The following is a 15,585-nucleotide window of genomic DNA, read 5'->3' as shown; positions in this document are numbered from 1 at the left end:
CTGGTACCAGGACTAGACTCCAGCGTGTGGTGCGGAAAACACCGCGCCGGAAGCTCGAAAGACCAGGAGGAAAAAGTGGGTGGAGTAGTGCATTTCGAAATCCCCGCGGACGACCAGGAACGGGCCCGGAAGTTCTACCAGGAGGCCCTTGGCTGGCGGATCGACCCCGTCCCGGGCATGGACTACAACATGGTGGTCACCACGCCGATGGACGAATCAACAGGCGTGCCCACGGAACCCGGCGCCATCAATGGCGGCATGTTCGCCAGGGATCCTGACCTCAGGACCCCGGTGATCACGGTGGACGTGGCGGACATCAACGCCACCCTGCAGACAGTGGAGTCGCTGGGCGGTGCCGTGGTCAAGGGCAAGGAAACCATTCCCGGGATGGGCTCCTTCGCCTACTTCAAGGACACCGAGGGCAACGTGATGGGCCTCTGGGAGAACCTGCCGGCAGACAAGGCAGGCCAGGCCGCGGACACCGGGGCCACCGCGGACGGCGCCCCCGCCTAGCCGTCAGGCAGCCGGGGCAAAGCGTAGCTATGAGTATCCCCGTGCAGGTGCTGGCCGTCCTTACCGGGCTGGTCCTGATCACCGTCGGACTGCTGGAAGCCTTCCGCTACAAGGACCAGCGGCTCCACCCAATCTTCCTGATCAACCCGGAGGACACCGCTGCCGTCCGGCTCTGGACGGTCAACGTCGGGTTCTACAACATCGTCTGGGGCCTGTTCGGCATTGCCGGCGTGGTGCTCGCCAACGTTGGCGAGGTCACCGCGGGCCGCACCACGGTTACTTTGATGTGCATCGCGCACTTCATCCTGGGCATCGTGCTGATCATCAGCGAACCCCGGCTGTGGGTCAGCGGCATCGGACAGTCGCTCTTCCCGGCGGTGATCCTCCTGCTGATGTTTGCCGCCTGAAACCGGCGGGGCAGGAAGCGGTAGCTTTGTACCTATGAAGTACGCCCAGTCCATCCTGGACCTCATCGGCAATACCCCGCTCATCAAACTCAACCACGTGACTGAGGGCATCAAAGCCACGGTCCTGGTGAAACTGGAGTACCTGAACCCAGGCGGATCCATCAAGGACCGGATCGCCGCCCAGATGGTGGAGGACGCCGAGCGGGACGGCAAGATCCAGCCCGGCGGGACCATCGTGGAACCCACCTCAGGAAACACCGGCGTCGGCCTGGCGCTGGTGGCCCAGCAGAAGGGCTACAAGTGCGTGTTCGTGGTGCCGGACAAGGTGGGCGAGGACAAACGCGCCGTGCTCCAGGCCTACGGCGCCGAGGTGGTGGTGACGCCCACCGCCGTGCCCCCGGACAGCCCGCAGAGCTACTACGGCGTCTCGGACCGGATCGTCCGTGAAACTCCCGGGGCGTACAAGCCGGACCAGTTCTCGAATCCTGCAGCCCCCGAGAGCCACTACCGGACCACCGGCCCGGAAATCTGGCGGGACACCGACGGCAGGGTCACGCACTGCGTCATCGGCGCCGGCACCGGCGGCACCATCACCGGCACCGGCCGCTACCTGAAGGAGGTCTCGGCCAACCGGCCGGAGTCCGACGGCGGCGTGGTCCGGATTATCGGCGCCGATCCGGAAGGTTCGGTCTACTCGGGCGGCACCGGACGCCCTTACTTCGTCGAAGGCGTGGGCGAGGACATGTGGCCGGCGAACTACGACAAATCCGTCCCGGACCAGGTGATCGCCGTCAGCGACGCCGATTCCTTCGCCATGACCCGCCGCCTGGCCCGCGAGGAAGGCCTCCTGGTGGGCGGCTCCTCGGGCATGGCCGTGGTGGCCGCGCTGCAGGCGGCGCGGGACCTGCCGGAAAGTGCGGTCGTCGTCGTGATCCTGCCCGACTCGGGCCGCGGCTACCTTGCCAAGATTTTCAACGACCAGTGGATGCGCTCCTACGGCTTCCTGTCCGGCGGCGAGGAGACCTCCGTGGGCGAGGTGATCAAGTCCAAGAACGGCGAGCTGCCGGACCTGGTGCACATCCACCCGAACGAGTCCGTCCGCGACGTCATCAACATCATGAACGAGTTCGGTGTCAGCCACATCCCGGTCCTGTCACAGGAGCCGCCCGTGGTCATGGGCGAGGTCCTGGGCGCCGTGGACGAGCGCAGCCTGACCGCCAAGCTCTTCCGCGGCGAAGCCAGGCTGACGGACAAAATCTCCGAACACATGGGTCCCAAGCTGCCCGTGATCGGCTCGCTGGAAACCATCAGCGCCGCCCGCGAGCTGCTGTCGGACGTGGACACCGTCATGGTCACGTTCGTCGGCGCCCCGATCGGCATCCTGACCCGCCACGACCTTCTGGCCTACCTCAGCAACTAAAGGAGCACCATGTCAGCCTCTGCAAACCAAGGTTTCAACACCCGCGCCGTGCACGCCGGGCAGGATTTCGAGCCCCGCACCGGTGCCGTGGTGCCGCCCGTGCACTTCGCCACCACCTATGCCCAGGACGGCATCGGAGGACTCCGGGACGGCTACGAGTACGGCCGCGGCGGCAATCCCACCCGCGACTCCCTGCAGGAGCAGCTGGCCGCGGTGGAGCTCGGCACCCACGCCTACAGCTTCGGCTCCGGCCTCGCCGCGGAGGACGCGCTGATCCGGGCGCTGACCCGCCCGGGGGACCACATCGTGCTCGGCAATGACGCCTATGGCGGGACCTACCGTCTCATCAGCAGAGTGCTGGGTGAGTGGGGAATCGGCAACACCCCCGTGGACATGGCCAACCTGGACACCGTCCGGCAGGCTGTCGCCGCGAACAAGACCCGTTTGCTGTGGGTGGAGACGCCCTCCAACCCGCTGATGAAGATCACCGACATCGCCGCGCTCGCCGGGATAGCGCACGACGCCGGCGCCCTCCTCGTCGTCGACAACACCTTCGCGTCCCCCTACCTTCAGACCCCGCTCGCCCTGGGCGCCGACATCGTGATCCATTCCACCACCAAGTACATCGGCGGGCACTCGGACGTGGTGGGCGGCGCCGTCGTCGTCAAGGACGCGGAGCTGGCCGAAAAGATCGGCTTCATCCAGTTCGCCGTTGGAGCGGTGTCCGGGCCCATGGATGCCTTCCTCACCACGCGCGGCCTGAAGACCCTGGGCGTGCGGATGGACCGGCACAGTGTCAATGGCCAGGCCGTTGCCGAGTGGCTGCTGGAACGCCCCGAGGTGGAGGCCGTCCTGTACCCGGGCCTGCCCACGCACCCGGGCCATGAGCTGGCAAAGCGGCAGATGCGCAGCTTCGGCGGCATGGTATCCGTCCAGTTCAAGGGCGGCGAAGCGGCGGCCCGGAAGGTGGCTGAGTCCACCAGGGTGTTCATGCTGGCGGAGTCGCTCGGCGGAATCGAATCCCTGATGAACTACCCCTCCGAAATGACCCACGCCTCGGTCAAGGGCACCGAACTGGCCGTTCCGGTGAACCTGCTCCGGCTTTCCTGCGGCATCGAGGACGTGGAGGACCTGATCGCGGACCTGGAGCAGGCGTTCACCTCCATCCCGTAGCTGCGGTTAGCTGGCTTTCTTCAAGGAAGCCAGCTAGGCTCCTTGCATGGCACTTCGATCCGACTGGTCCGGGCACAACTGCAGCATTGCCCGCGGCGTGGATATCCTGGGCGACCCCTGGACCATCCTCATCCTCCGCGAACTCTTCTTCGGCAACGGCCGCTTTGACGCCATCCGTGCCCGCCTGAACGTGGCGGACTCCGTGCTCACCAAGCGCCTGGCCGGCCTGGTGCAGGCAGGACTGCTGGAGAAAAGGGCCTACGACGACGGCGGCCGGACCCGCCAGGAGTATGTCCTCACCTCCATGGGGGAGGACGTCCTGCCGGTCCTGAACGCGGTGACCCTATGGTCGGAGAAGCACCTTGCGGCTCCGTCCGAGCAGGCCCACCTGCACGTCATCCACTCCGGCTGCGGCCAGCGCACCACATCCGCCGATACCTGCACCGCCTGCGGGGAGCGGCTGACTGCCGCCAACACCAGCTGGCACAGCGAGGCCAGGTCCGAGCACCCCATCAAACTTTCCACCGCTGTGTCCGGTGCGGGAGCCGCCGCGTGAGCACCCTTCCCGATGAGGCCGCTGTTCCTGATGAACGGGAAGCGGTAGCCGTTCCGCCACCGGCGTCCCGGCGCCGGCTGCACCCGGCTTGGATCGTCGCCGCCGTCGCGTTCCTGGTCCTGGTGGGGGCGGCAGGATTCCGGGCTGCCCCCGGCGTGCTGATGGTTCCGCTGCAGCAGGAATTCGGCTGGTCCACCACGGTGCTGTCTGCGGCCGTCAGCATCAACCTGGTCCTGTTTGGCCTGACCGCACCGTTTGCTGCCGCCCTGATGGAACGCTTCGGGATCCGAAAGATCACAGCACTGGCCCTGGTGCTGATTGGCATGGGCAGTGCACTGACCGTCCTCGTCAGCCAGTCCTGGCAGATCCTGCTGACCTGGGGCCTGCTTATCGGGCTTGGCACCGGGTCGATGGCCCTGGTGTTCGCCGCCACCATCGCCAACACCTGGTTCGTCAAGAGCCGGGGCCTGGTCATCGGCATCCTGACTGCCGGCAGCGCCGCGGGCCAGCTGGTCTTCCTGCCCTTCATTGCCGTGCTCGCGCAGGATCCCGGCTGGAGGCAGGCTTCGCTCCTGATCGCGGCCGGGGCCCTGGCGGTGGTCCCGCTAGTGCTGAAGTTCCTCAAAAACTCCCCGGCCGACGTCGGGGTCCTGCCATACGGCGCGGAACCCGGCACCACTGCCCAAGCTGCAGCCACCGGCCCCCGGGCCAATGCCGCCATCCGGGCACTCCAGGTGCTCCGCCGGGCGAGCCGGGTCAGGACGTTCTGGGCACTCGTGGCCGGCTTCGCCATCTGCGGTGCCACCACCAACGGGCTCATCGGCACCCACTTCATCCCCTCCGCCCATGACCACGGCATGCCGGAAACCACCGCCGCGGGCCTGCTCGCCGTCGTCGGCATCTTCGACATCGTGGGGACCATCGCCTCCGGGTGGCTCACTGACCGCTTCAACCCGCGCATCCTGCTGGCCGTCTACTACCAGTTCCGGGGCATCGGCCTGCTGGTGCTGCCCCTGCTCCTGAGCGCCGAGGTGCAGCCGAGCATGATCGTGTTCGTGGTGATCTACGGCCTGGACTGGGTGGCCACTGTTCCGCCCACGGCCGCCATCTGCCGGGAAACCTTCGGCGCCGACGGCAGCGTGGTGTTCGGCTGGGTGTTTGCGGCGCACCAGCTGGGCGCGGCCGCTGCAGCCCTCGCCGCCGGCGCGGTGCGCGATGCCACCGGCCACTACACGTACGCCTGGCTGGGGGCTGCCGCCATGTGCACCGTTGCCGCGGTCATCAGCGCGACCATCCGCCGGCACAGCGGGGCGCGGGACGCGGCACCGTCCGCGGCCGCCTAGCAGGGCCGCCCATTAGGCTGGCTGTATGGAGACCCCACAGCAAGGCGCCGCGCACAGCACTGCCCTGGTCACGGGTGCCGGCCGGCTGGCCTCGATTGGCGCCGGCATCGCCCGGCAGCTCGCCGCCGACGGCTGGGACCTGGTCCTGTCCTATTGGCAGGACTACGACGAGCGGATGCCGTGGGGGAGTGAGCCCGAGGACGTCGTCCGCCTGACCGCGGAGCTTGAGGCCATCGGCGCTCGCGTCCACGTCCTGTCCGCCGACCTGCAGGATCCGGGCGTGCCGGACCGGCTCGTGGCCGAGGCCGCGCAGCTGGCGGGCCCTTTGCAGGGGCTCGTGCTCAGCCACGCGGAGTCCGTTGACTCCGGAATCCTGGACACCAGCCTGGAATCCTTCGAGCGGCATTTCGCCGTCAACACCCGGGCCAGCTGGCAGCTGATTGCCGCGTTCGCCCGGCAGGCAACGGACGACGGCGGCGCGATCGTTGCGCTGACCAGTGACCACACAGCCTTCAACCTGCCCTACGGCGCCTCGAAGGGGGCGCTGGACCGGATCGTCATTGCCGCCGCCCGCGAGCTGGGCCCCCGGTACATCTCGGCGAATGTCCTCAACCCCGGGCCGGTGGATACGGGCTGGATGGATGACGCCATCCGGGAGGAGGTTCTCCAGCGCCAGCCCACCGGCCGGCTCGGGACACCCGCGGACGTCGCGGGGACGGTGGCCTTCCTGCTCTCGCCCGCCGGCCGCTGGGTGTCCGGCCAGCTCATCAAGGCCGACGGCGGCTTCTCGGCCTGAGCGCCCGGCCCGCCTTTTTCCCTTCCCAGTTGGGGGGATTGGTCAGCGGAAGGCGCCGAGGCCGGTAATGTGCTGGCCGAGGATGAGGGTGTGGACTTCGTCGGTGCCCTCGTAGGTGCGGACGGACTCCAGGTTCGCGGCGTGCCGCAGCGGTGGGTAATCCAGAGTGATGCCGTTGCCGCCCAGCACGGAGCGGGCTTCGCGGGCGATGGCCAGGGCCTCCCGGACGTTGTTCAGTTTTCCCAGCGAGACCTGCTCGGGCTTCAGCGTCCCGGCATCCTTGAGCCGGCCCAGATGCAGGGCCAGCATGGTGCCCTTCTGGATCTCCACCAGCATGTTCACCAGCTTCTCCTGCGTGAGCTGGTACCCGGCCAGCGGCTTTCCGAACTGGAGCCGCTCCTGCGAGTATGTCAGGGCCGCCTGGTACGAATCCCGGGCAGCCCCCATCGCGCCCCAGGCGATGCCGTACCGCGCCTCATTCAGGCAGGTGAGGGGAGCGCGCAGACCACGCGCAGCCGGCAGGAGGGCCTCCGGTCCCAGCCTGACACCGTCGAACACCACATCGCACTGGATGGAGGCCCGCATGGACAATTTCTGCGTGATGGGCGTGGCCGTCACGCCCGGGGTGCCGGCAGGCACCAGGAAACCGCGGACGCCGTCGTCCGTCATGGCCCACACCACCATGACGTCCGCCACCGAGGCCAGTCCGATCCAGCGCTTCGCACCGTCCAGCACCCAGCCCGCCTGCTCGCCGGTGCGGTCACGGCGGGCGTAGGTGGTCATGGACGACGGATCCGAGCCCGCTGCCGGCTCGGTCAAGGCGAAGCACCCGATCACTTCGCCGGCAGCCATCCGGGGCAGCCATTCCTGTTTCTGTTCCTCGGAGCCCCACTTGTGGATGGCTGTCATCGCGAGGGACCCCTGCACCGACACGAACGTTCGGATCCCGGAATCGCCGGCCTCCAGCTCCATCGCCGCCAGGCCATACTCGACGGCGGAGCGGCCGGGGCAGCCATAGCCTTCCAGGTGCATCCCCAGGACGCCCAGCTCGCCGAGTTCGGGGGCAAGCTCCAGCGGGAACACCGCCGCGTCATACCAGGCGGCGATGCCCGGCCTGATCCGCTGGTCGGTGAAGTCCCGGATCCGCTGGCGAAGGGCAAGCTCGTCCGCGGACAGGAGCCTGTCGAGGGCCAGCACATCCGAGGGATCGGGGCCCGGCACCTCTGCAGCGTCGCTCATCGGAGGGCCTACGCCTGGTTCCGTGCGGTGGCCACGGCCGCGGGATTGCCAATGAAGTAGCCGCGGGTCGAGGGCAGGAAGCGGCACACCACAGCCAGGACCACGCCAAGCGCGAGCAGCACCACGCCGCTGATGAACGCGCCGCCGACGCCGAAGATCTCGGTGTCGCCATAGGCGGGGTCCCACATCTGCACCGCGGAGATGAAGAACGCGGCGGTCAGGAGCAGCGCGCCGGCCAGGGGCAGGATGCCGCGGAACCACAGGTTGCGGGCCGACGTCCGCAGGGTGCCCCGGAAGTACCAGAAGCAGGCGAACCCGGTGAGGGCGTAGTAGAAGGCGATGAACAGACTGATAGCGCTGATGGAGTCCGAGAGCAGGTTCTCGCTGAGGAAGCTCATGGCCACGTAATAGGCGATCGCCGCCGCACCCATCACCTGGGTGGAGAACCCCGGGGTCTGGTTCCGCGGGTGCACCTCGCCGAACTTTGCCGGCAGGGCTCCATGGACGCCCATGGACAGTGTGCCGCGGGCGGTGGGCAGGATGGTGGTCTGCGTGGAGGACAGCACCGAGGCCAGGACCGCGACGACGATCAGCCAACCCCAAGGCCCGAGCACCACGTCCTTCATGGCCACGAACACGTCGTCCTGGTTTGCCTCGTTCCCCAGGCCGATGCCCTCGCTGCCCACGGTGGCGTACATCATCACCAGCAGGGCGACAGACACATAGATCGCCACCAGGACGAACGCGGAGATCACAGCGCCGCGGCCCGGCGTGGTTCTCGGGTTTTCGGTTTCCTCGTTCACCGCCAGGCAGGTGTCCCAACCCCAGTAGATGAACAGGGCCAGGAGCGCGCCGTGGACCACGGCCCCGGGATCGGTGAAGGCGCCCACCGGATTGAACCACTCGAAATCGAACGCCTGGCCCTCGGGCGGGCCCCCGACAATCCGGACAATGATCGCCAGCGCAAAGATGCCGAGCGCGATGTACTGCACATAGGTCAGTACCCGCTGGACGTGTTCGCCCAGCCGGATGCCGCGGTAGTTGACCAGGGTCATCACGGCGATGAACAGCACCCCGGTGGCGGTGACCAGCACCTTGTTTTCCGCCAGTGAGCCGTCGCCGGCCAGCAACCACAGGTACTGGCCGGCCACCTGGGCCAGGTTGGCCAGGACCACGATGCCGGCGAGTGCCACGCCCCAGCCTCCCAGCCAGCCCGCCCAGGGGCCGAAGGCGCGGCGGGACCAGGTGAACGTGGTGCCGCAGTCCGGGATGGCGCTGTTCAGCTCGCGGAAGGCGTAGGCGATGAACAGGACCGGGATGAAACCCAACAGCAGGATCAGGGGAGTGTAGTTCCCGTTCACCGCCACAATCAGTCCGAGTGTTGCCGCCAGCGAGTACACCGGCGCCGTCGAGGCCAGGCCGAGCATCACGGAGTCGCCAAGGTCGAGGATCCCGGCGCGGAGGCCCTTGGCCGGGACCGGGGCGCCGGGCCCGCCTGCCGGGCCTCCCGCCGTCGTCATGTCTGTGCTCATGCTGTCACCGGATTCATAATGCGATACCTGCTTTGCTGGAGGAGGCCGCGGCCGAGAGCGGCGCCGGCGCGTCGATGGTGTTGGGCACGAAGCGGCAGAAGTAGTCCGTGACGGGGCCGTCCGATTCGCGGATGCCGCAGCCCACGGACTCGCCGTCCACCACCCATAGGCCAAGGACCGGGTGGTTGCCGTCGAAGTCGGGCAGCTGGTGGTACTGCTGGTAGCACCAGCCCTCGCGGCCGTACCCGCCGGGCTGTTCCAGGCTGACGCCGTCGGCATGGATCCGGATGTTGTCGCCTTCACGGCCATGGAGCGGCTTGGCCACCCATTCCTTCAGCGGCCCCGGCCCGTCAAGGTATGCCGGGAGCAGGTTGGGATGCTCCGGGTACAGGTGCCAGAGGGCGGCGAGGAGGGCCTTGTTGGAGAGCAGCATCTTCCATGCCGGCTCCACCCAGCGCGGGTTGTGCGCGCGTTCCAGGAGGCGGGGACCGAACGGTTCCTTCATCATCAGCTCCCAGGGGTAGAGCTTGAAGATGGTGCTGATCATGAAGTTGTCCAGGTCCACGAAGCGGTTGAGGTTGGGGTCCCAGCCGATATCGGACATGTTGATCCCGATGGTGGTCCACCCGGCCTGGCCGGCCACGTCCCGCATGTAGGCGGCGGTCATCCAGTCCTCGCCGGACTCCTCCACCTCGGAGTGGGCCACGTGCAGGGTGCTCATGCCGGTGCGGTACTGTAACTTCTTCCACTGCCGGATCAGTGCCTCGTGGATCCCGTTCCACTGGTCCCTCCCCGGGAAGACGTCCTGCAGCCAGAACCACTGGGCCACGGCTGCCTCGATCAGGCCTGTGGGGGTATCGGCGTTGTATTCGAGCATCTTGGCCGGGCCGCCCTGCCCGTCATAGATGAAGTCGAAGCGGCCGTAGACGTCCACGTCGCCGGCCTGCAGGGATTCGGCGGCCAGTTCCAGCGCCTGCGGTCCGATCCCGATGGTGCCCATGGCCCCGGTGGCAAGGAACTTGGCCGCCTCCAGGCACATCCGGTGCATTTCCTCGGCGGTCTCCTCGAGGGTTTCCACCTCGTCCATGCTGAACTCGTAGTAGGCGGATTCGTTCCAGTACTCGATCTTCCGGCCGTCATCCATGGTGGTGGTGGAAAAGACCAGGCCCTGTTCCTCGATCTTCTGCTTCCAGTCGGGGCGGGGTTCGCTCAGCAGCCGCTTCACGTTCAGCCCCCCGAAACCTTGCCGCCGCCGCCGCTGGTCCCGCTTTTGGCGCTGGTACCGAAGCCGCCGCGGCTGACGGTTCCGCCCTGGGTGCTGTATCCGGTGGAGGCCTTCGCGCCGCTGGGAACGTTCTTGGTGTAGTTGGGGGCGGTGGACCGGTTCTGCCCCAGCGGCGGGACATAGGCGCCGCGGGAAAAGAAGTACCAGGCGTATACGCCGCCGGCCCGCCCGGCGGAGCTGTCGCAGTTGCGGTCTTCCACGCGCTCGCCGGTTTCGTCGTTGAAGCACACCTGCGCGTATTCGGGCTCATCCTGGTTGCTGGCCACAACGGCGGTGATGGTACCCGCGAGCAGCGCTGTCACGCCCAGGCCGACGACGATGGTGCGCCGCTGGGATCGCTTCTTGTGGGCGGCCGCCTCGTTCAACTGCCTCTCCCGGTCACGGGCGAACGGATCCACCGGGGTGACGGGTTCATTGAGCAGTTCGGGGCGGAGTTCAGGCTTGGGTACCTGCCAGGGGGGTGGCTTCGGACTGTCCCCGGCCGGTTGGGCGCCGCCGGTGGGCTGGCGCTTCGGATCCGGCTTGTTCGGGTCCTGCTTGTCTGGGTCCACGGCGTCCCCCTCAGTTATCCACGTGAATTGGGCACAGCGCTGCACCCCCAAATGCAATCCTCGAATCAGCGTAGTCCCTGCCGGCCCCGGCGGCGAGCACGCCGCAGGGGAGAGCTGCCCATCTCTTCCGCGCGCGGAGCGTGACCCTACACTGGAGCCATGGAAACCGCGTGCCTGCTGGCCGTCTGCCGTGTTCACCAGTTGCTTCCGGATGCCTCGAGCGTGGGAGTGACCGCCATCGACAAGCGCCCGGTGGAGGGGCCGGTCAAGGTGCACCGGCTGGGCCTGCAGGGCGACATCCAGGCGAACCGGGTCCACCACGGCGGCCCGGACCAGGCCATTTACGCGTACTCGCAGGCCGACGCCGACTACTGGGCCGCACAGCTGCAGCAGGACCTGCCGCCGGGCTCGTTCGGCGAGAACCTCCGGGTGGCCGGGATAGACGCCACGTCCGCCATTATCGGGGAGCGCTGGAAGATCGGGCTCGACGTCGAACTTGAGGTCACCTCGCCGCGGACACCCTGTGCCACCTTCCAGCGGCGGCTGGGGGAGCGCCAGTGGGTCAAGCGCTTCACGGAAGAGGGGCGCGTGGGGGCATACCTGAGGGTCATCAGGACCGGCAGCATCCAGGCCGGAGACCACATCCACCGGACCTACGTTCCAACACACGGCATCACGGTGGGGCAGTGGTTCAGCGAGCCCAGTGTTGAGCTGATGGAGGCGCTCAAGGACGCGGACGCCGACGGCGAAATCCGGCTGCAGCAGCCCGAATTCAACAATAAATTCGAGGCCCTGCAGCGGCAGCTGCGCGGCTGATACGCAAGGGAATTCCGACGGCGGAGGTGCCGGATGTGCCCAAGCTCACCGCCGCCGTCGGGCCCCTGATTTAGGGGACGCGGCCCCGGTGCCTTACACTTGAAACATCCCCCACTCCGGAAATCCCTTATTCCTGCCCAATTTTTGAGGCAGGACTGGCAAGTGTTGGGGCCCGCAACTGTGATGCGGGCAGTTTCATAGGGAGAGCCGGCTGAAGAAAACGCTGTACAGACTGCTGGGATAGCAGCCAAGAGATGCAGCGCGAAGTCCTGCCACGGGATTGCGAAAGCGCCGGACTTCTGTGACCGGCCGGTCAATGTTTGCCCGGCATCCACGGCACATGTACTGCGGCTCCGCTCACCCTGGGTAGTGCCGCCTGGCCCCCTATGGATGAGGAATATTTCCCTATGCCCGAAAACCAGAACGAAACCATCGACGCCGCGACTTCCGAAACCGTCGCCGTCGAATTCACTGAGGCCGCTGTCCCCGCAGCAGAGCCCGCTGCCACTGACTCCGCAGCCGAAGCTGCTCCCGCGGGCAAGGCCCAGGAAACCGAAGAAGACGGCGTCAAGTTCGCCGACCTCGGCATCGACGGCCGCGTCCTCGCCGCCCTGCAGGATGTCGGCTACGAGAAGCCGTCACCCATCCAGGCAGCCACCATCCCGCTGCTGCTCGAAGGCCGCGACGTGGTAGGCCTGGCACAGACCGGCACCGGCAAGACTGCAGCATTCGCAGTGCCGGCCCTGTCCCGCCTGGCCGAACTGCATGACCTGAACGGCCCGTCCCGCAAGACCCAGGCCCTGGTGCTCGCCCCGACCCGTGAGCTGGCGCTCCAGGTTGCCGAGGCCTTCACCTCCTACGCCAAGCACATCGACGACTTCACCGTCCTCCCCGTCTACGGCGGCTCCGCCTACGGACCCCAGCTCGCCGGCCTGCGCCGTGGTGCCCAGGTTGTCGTTGGTACCCCCGGCCGCGTGATCGACCACATCTCGAAGGGTTCCCTGGACCTGTCCGAACTCCAGTACCTGGTGCTGGACGAAGCTGACGAGATGCTGCGGATGGGCTTCGCCGAGGACGTGGAGCAGATCTTCCAGCAGACCCCGTCGGAGCGACAGGTGGCGCTGTTCTCGGCAACCATGCCTAGCCAGATCCGCCGGATGTCCAAGCAGTACCTGAACGACCCCGCCGAGATTTCGGTCAAGTCCAAGACCACCACCGGCGCCAACACCCGCCAGCGGTACCTGCAGGTCATGGGCCCGCACAAGCTCGATGCGATGACCCGCATCCTCGAGGTTGAAGAGTTCGACGGCGTCATCGCCTTCGTGCGCACCAAGATGGCCACCGAGGACCTCGCCGACAAGCTGAAGTCCCGCGGCTTCCAGGCCGCCGCCATCAACGGTGACATCCCGCAGCAGCAGCGCGAACGCACTGTGGACGCACTGAAGGAAGGCCGCATCGACATCCTGGTGGCCACCGACGTCGCGGCCCGCGGCCTGGACGTGGAGCGCATCAGCCACGTCATCAACTACGACATCCCGCACGACACCGAGTCCTACGTCCACCGCATCGGCCGCACCGGCCGTGCAGGACGTTCCGGTGACGCCATCCTGTTCATGACGCCGCGCGAGAAGTACCTGCTGCGTTCCATCGAAAAGGCAACCCGCCAGCCGGTGGAACAGATGCACCTCCCCACGGCCGAGACCGTGAACACGCTGCGCCTGGGCAAGTTCGCCGAGCGCATCACGGAGACCCTCGCCTCCGAGGATGTGGCTCCATTCCGCGACCTCATTGCGTCCTACGAGGAAGAGCACAACGTTCCGGCCTCGGAGATCGCTGCCGCCCTTGCCGTGATGGCGCAGGGTGGACAGCCGCTGCTGGTGAAGGAACTGCCGGCAGCTCCCGAGTTCCAGAAGCGTGAGCGCTCCAAGGACGGCTTCGGCTCCCGTGGACCCACCCGCGCCCTGACCGAGGGCAACGCCACCTACCGGATCGCGGTGGGGCGCCGCCAGCGCGTCATGCCCGGCTCCATCGTGGGTGCCATCGCCAACGAGGGCGGCATCTCGTCCTCGCAGATCGGCGGCATCGACATCCGGTCGGACCACTCCCTGGTGGAGCTTCCGGCGGACCTGAGCGCCGAGCAGTTGCGCGCCCTGTCGCGCACCCGGATCGGCGGCGAGCTGATCCACCTCGAGCTGGACAACGGCCGCAAGCCCTCCGGGGAACGCGGCGCCTACCAGGGCAACCGTGGCGGCGAGCGCGGCGGGAACTTCAAGGGCAGCGGGGGGTTCAAGAAGGAGTTCCGGAAGAACGACGGCGAGCGGTCCTCTGCTGACCGCGGCGGCCGCTCCTACAGCGAGCGCTCGGAGCGCAGCTTCAGCGACCGCGGACAGGCCGGCGACTCCCGCTTCGGCGGCCACGGTGATGGCTCCCGCAAGCCCCGCCACGGCAACGACGGCGGACACCGGGACTACAACCGCAAGGGCAAGTGGTAAACCCTCCGTTGAGTGATTGCCACCCCGGGTAATTGACGACGGCGATGGGCCGGCTTTCGAGCCGGCCCATCGGCATTTAACCTCCTGGCGTTTTTGTCCAGATATGGCGACTTCAGGGCCGTCCAAGTCGCCATATCTGCCCAATAACTCCAGAGGTGTGGGGCTTGCCACATTTTCCATTCAGCTGTGGCGCCGCGGCCAGTGTGACCCTGCCTGTTTCGCCTCTGGATGGTGCCCGTAACCCCAGTAATGGCGCGGAAACCGGGGCTAGGGAGGCGGCGAAAAGCAAGTGTTTCACAGCTTGCCGGGGCCGCCTTGTGCCGATTTGTTGGGAGCTGAATCTTCCGGTAGAGTATTTACTCGTTGCCCCCCTAGCTCAGTGGTAGAGCGCGTTCTTGGTAAGAACGAGGTCACCGGATCGATTCCGGTGGGGGGCTCTGAATGAGGGCCTGTGTCAAGGCGGTTTGACCGGCTTGACACAGGTTTTTCTCATTCGTGGCGGTGTAGCTCAGTTGGTTAGAGCGCACGACTCATAATCGTGAGGTCGGGAGATCGAGCCTCCCCACCGCTACAGGACAAGCCCCCGGAATCCCCGAGATTCCGGGGGCTTTTTGTTGCCTGCTGAGAAAGTCCTCACCCCCTGCGATCCGGATCCCACCCTAGCCTGCGGCTGAGCTCCACAGCCGCGCGTTCCAGGGCAGCCAGGATTAGGTCCTCCTGTGTGCCTTCTATGGCGGGCGGAGCTGGGGCTGCTTGTGTGTCGTAAGTGTGGGTCACGGCAATTGAAGCCACTACCCGCCCGCTCCTGTCGCGGACAGCTTTGGCTACGGACGTCAACCCTTCAGTCACCTCCCCAAACTCGCGCGCGAACCCCTGCCTGCGGACAGCAGCCAGCTGCTGGGCCAGCTCGGCGTAGGTCCCCGGGCCCCGGCCGGTCCGTTGGATAAAGGCAAAATTAGACGGGAACAGCGCCCTCAGCTGGTCATGACCGAGGCTGGCGAGAATCGCCCTTCCCGACGCCGTCAGGTGCGCCGGCAGGCGGACGTCCTTCGCGGTGACTAGCGGCGCCCGCAGGGGAGCGGTCTGTTCATGGATGTAGAGCGTTTCGTGGCCATGAAGGACCGCCAGGTGTGCCGTTTCACCAACACTGGCAACTAAACGGGCCAGGACGGGACGGCCGTACCTTGCCAACGGGGCCTGGATCGCAAAGGCCTGGCCGATTTCCAGGGCCGCGACACCCAAGGCGTAGGCCTGCTCCTCAGGGATGTGGGCTACGTAGCCCAACGTCTGCATTCCGCGGAGAAGCCGGAAGGTGGAGGACCTTGGTGAGCCAACAGCCTCGGCGATCCTGGCGGCAGGAACAGGGTTTGCCTGCGTTGCGAGGTAGCTGAGGATCCGGAGCGATCGCAGAGAACTCTCTGGTTCACCCATTTAAAACACCACCCGTGACCTGAATCTCATA

14 protein-coding genes and 2 tRNA genes are annotated in these 15,585 nt (G+C 66.9%); 11 read left to right on the top strand and 5 right to left on the bottom strand.

Annotation, left to right across the window (positions count from 1 at the left end):
- Nucleotides 1–75: 75 nt before the first annotated feature.
- From AC5RU7_RS03365 to AC5RU7_RS03335, 7 genes are read left to right on the top strand one after another with little or no spacing between them, the layout of a single operon-like run.
- Nucleotides 76–513, top strand: coding sequence for a VOC family protein (locus tag AC5RU7_RS03365; RefSeq protein ID WP_494051052.1), 438 nt, complete (start codon nt 76–78; stop codon nt 511–513).
- 29 nt (nt 514–542) lie between these two features.
- Nucleotides 543–920 carry a DUF1304 family protein gene (locus tag AC5RU7_RS03360; protein ID WP_494010338.1) on the top strand — a complete coding sequence of 126 codons (378 nt, stop codon included), beginning with the start codon at nt 543–545 and terminating at the stop codon, nt 918–920.
- A 34-nt stretch (nt 921–954) separates the two neighbouring features.
- Nucleotides 955–2,340: a cystathionine beta-synthase gene (locus AC5RU7_RS03355; RefSeq protein WP_494051051.1), complete on the top strand. Its 1,386-nt coding sequence runs from the start codon at nt 955–957 to the stop codon at nt 2,338–2,340.
- Nucleotides 2,341–2,349: 9 nt separating this feature from the next.
- Nucleotides 2,350–3,513, top strand: a complete 1,164-nt coding sequence (locus tag AC5RU7_RS03350; RefSeq protein WP_494051050.1) for a cystathionine gamma-synthase — start codon at nt 2,350–2,352, stop codon at nt 3,511–3,513.
- 46 nt (nt 3,514–3,559) lie between these two features.
- Nucleotides 3,560–4,069 carry a winged helix-turn-helix transcriptional regulator gene (locus tag AC5RU7_RS03345; protein ID WP_494051049.1) on the top strand — a complete coding sequence of 170 codons (510 nt, stop codon included), beginning with the start codon at nt 3,560–3,562 and terminating at the stop codon, nt 4,067–4,069.
- The gene (locus tag AC5RU7_RS03340; protein ID WP_494051048.1) at nt 4,066–5,412 is read left to right on the top strand and encodes an MFS transporter; all 1,347 of its coding nucleotides are present in this window, start codon (nt 4,066–4,068) and stop codon (nt 5,410–5,412) included. The genes AC5RU7_RS03345 and AC5RU7_RS03340 overlap by 4 nt, the downstream gene beginning before the upstream one ends.
- A 25-nt stretch (nt 5,413–5,437) precedes the next feature.
- Nucleotides 5,438–6,208 (top strand): SDR family oxidoreductase, encoded by a 771-nt coding sequence (locus tag AC5RU7_RS03335; protein ID WP_494051047.1) that lies wholly within the window; start codon nt 5,438–5,440, stop codon nt 6,206–6,208.
- 42 nt (nt 6,209–6,250) lie between these two features.
- On the opposite strand, the gene AC5RU7_RS03330 is transcribed toward AC5RU7_RS03335, so the two are convergent.
- The 4 genes from AC5RU7_RS03330 to AC5RU7_RS03315 are packed head-to-tail and all read right to left on the bottom strand — an operon-like array spanning nt 6,251 to nt 10,815.
- Entirely contained in the window at nt 6,251–7,447 is a 1,197-nt protein-coding gene (locus tag AC5RU7_RS03330; protein WP_494051046.1) for an acyl-CoA dehydrogenase family protein, read from the bottom strand.
- Between the two features lie 8 nt (nt 7,448–7,455).
- Entirely contained in the window at nt 7,456–8,979 is a 1,524-nt protein-coding gene (locus AC5RU7_RS03325) for an APC family permease (RefSeq protein WP_494051045.1), read from the bottom strand.
- Nucleotides 8,980–8,992: 13 nt separating this feature from the next.
- Nucleotides 8,993–10,204 carry a glutathionylspermidine synthase family protein gene (locus AC5RU7_RS03320; protein ID WP_494051044.1) on the bottom strand — a complete coding sequence of 404 codons (1,212 nt, stop codon included), beginning with the start codon at nt 10,202–10,204 and terminating at the stop codon, nt 8,993–8,995.
- A gap of 2 nt (nt 10,205–10,206) precedes the next feature.
- Entirely contained in the window at nt 10,207–10,815 is a 609-nt protein-coding gene (locus tag AC5RU7_RS03315) for a Tat pathway signal protein (protein WP_494051043.1), read from the bottom strand.
- Nucleotides 10,816–10,974: 159 nt separating this feature from the next.
- Here AC5RU7_RS03315 and AC5RU7_RS03310 point away from each other — a divergent pair, with 159 nt between their 5' ends.
- The 4 genes from AC5RU7_RS03310 to AC5RU7_RS03295 all read left to right on the top strand — a co-directional run bounded on the left by AC5RU7_RS03310 (nt 10,975) and on the right by AC5RU7_RS03295 (nt 14,694).
- Nucleotides 10,975–11,631 (top strand): MOSC domain-containing protein, encoded by a 657-nt coding sequence (locus AC5RU7_RS03310; RefSeq protein WP_494051042.1) that lies wholly within the window; start codon nt 10,975–10,977, stop codon nt 11,629–11,631.
- Between the two features lie 407 nt (nt 11,632–12,038).
- On the top strand, nt 12,039–14,123 hold the full coding sequence (locus tag AC5RU7_RS03305; RefSeq protein ID WP_494051041.1) for a DEAD/DEAH box helicase: 2,085 nt from the start codon (nt 12,039–12,041) through the stop codon (nt 14,121–14,123).
- 365 nt (nt 14,124–14,488) lie between these two features.
- A tRNA-Thr gene (locus AC5RU7_RS03300) sits at nt 14,489–14,560 on the top strand.
- 60 nt (nt 14,561–14,620) lie between these two features.
- Nucleotides 14,621–14,694: transfer RNA gene (locus AC5RU7_RS03295), tRNA-Met, on the top strand.
- Nucleotides 14,695–14,756: 62 nt separating this feature from the next.
- Here the strand turns inward: AC5RU7_RS03295 and AC5RU7_RS03290 are convergent.
- A complete protein-coding gene (locus AC5RU7_RS03290; protein WP_494051040.1) occupies nt 14,757–15,554 on the bottom strand; it encodes an IclR family transcriptional regulator in 798 nt (265 codons plus the stop codon).
- Between the last annotated feature and the right edge of the window lie 31 nt (nt 15,555–15,585).

The organism is Arthrobacter sp. K410C, assembly GCF_059090105.1.
The sequence above is the reverse complement of the archived record's forward strand: the minus strand, read 5'-3'. Positions and strand labels throughout refer to the sequence as shown.

Bases quoted from the DNA above. Each gene is read 5' to 3' on its own strand.
- AC5RU7_RS03335 (WP_494051047.1), top strand. From the start codon at position 5,438: ATGGAGACCCCACAGCAAGGCGCCGCGCACAGCACTGCCCTGGTCACG.
- AC5RU7_RS03290 (WP_494051040.1), bottom strand. From the start codon at position 15,554: ATGGGTGAACCAGAGAGTTCTCTGCGATCGCTCCGGATCCTCAGCTAC.
- AC5RU7_RS03325 (WP_494051045.1), bottom strand. From the start codon at position 8,979: ATGAGCACAGACATGACGACGGCGGGAGGCCCGGCAGGCGGGCCCGGC.
- AC5RU7_RS03330 (WP_494051046.1), bottom strand. From the start codon at position 7,447: ATGAGCGACGCTGCAGAGGTGCCGGGCCCCGATCCCTCGGATGTGCTG.
- AC5RU7_RS03305 (WP_494051041.1), top strand. From the start codon at position 12,039: ATGCCCGAAAACCAGAACGAAACCATCGACGCCGCGACTTCCGAAACC.
- AC5RU7_RS03310 (WP_494051042.1), top strand. From the start codon at position 10,975: ATGGAAACCGCGTGCCTGCTGGCCGTCTGCCGTGTTCACCAGTTGCTT.
- AC5RU7_RS03355 (WP_494051051.1), top strand. From the start codon at position 955: ATGAAGTACGCCCAGTCCATCCTGGACCTCATCGGCAATACCCCGCTC.
- AC5RU7_RS03360 (WP_494010338.1), top strand. From the start codon at position 543: ATGAGTATCCCCGTGCAGGTGCTGGCCGTCCTTACCGGGCTGGTCCTG.
- AC5RU7_RS03350 (WP_494051050.1), top strand. From the start codon at position 2,350: ATGTCAGCCTCTGCAAACCAAGGTTTCAACACCCGCGCCGTGCACGCC.
- AC5RU7_RS03345 (WP_494051049.1), top strand. From the start codon at position 3,560: ATGGCACTTCGATCCGACTGGTCCGGGCACAACTGCAGCATTGCCCGC.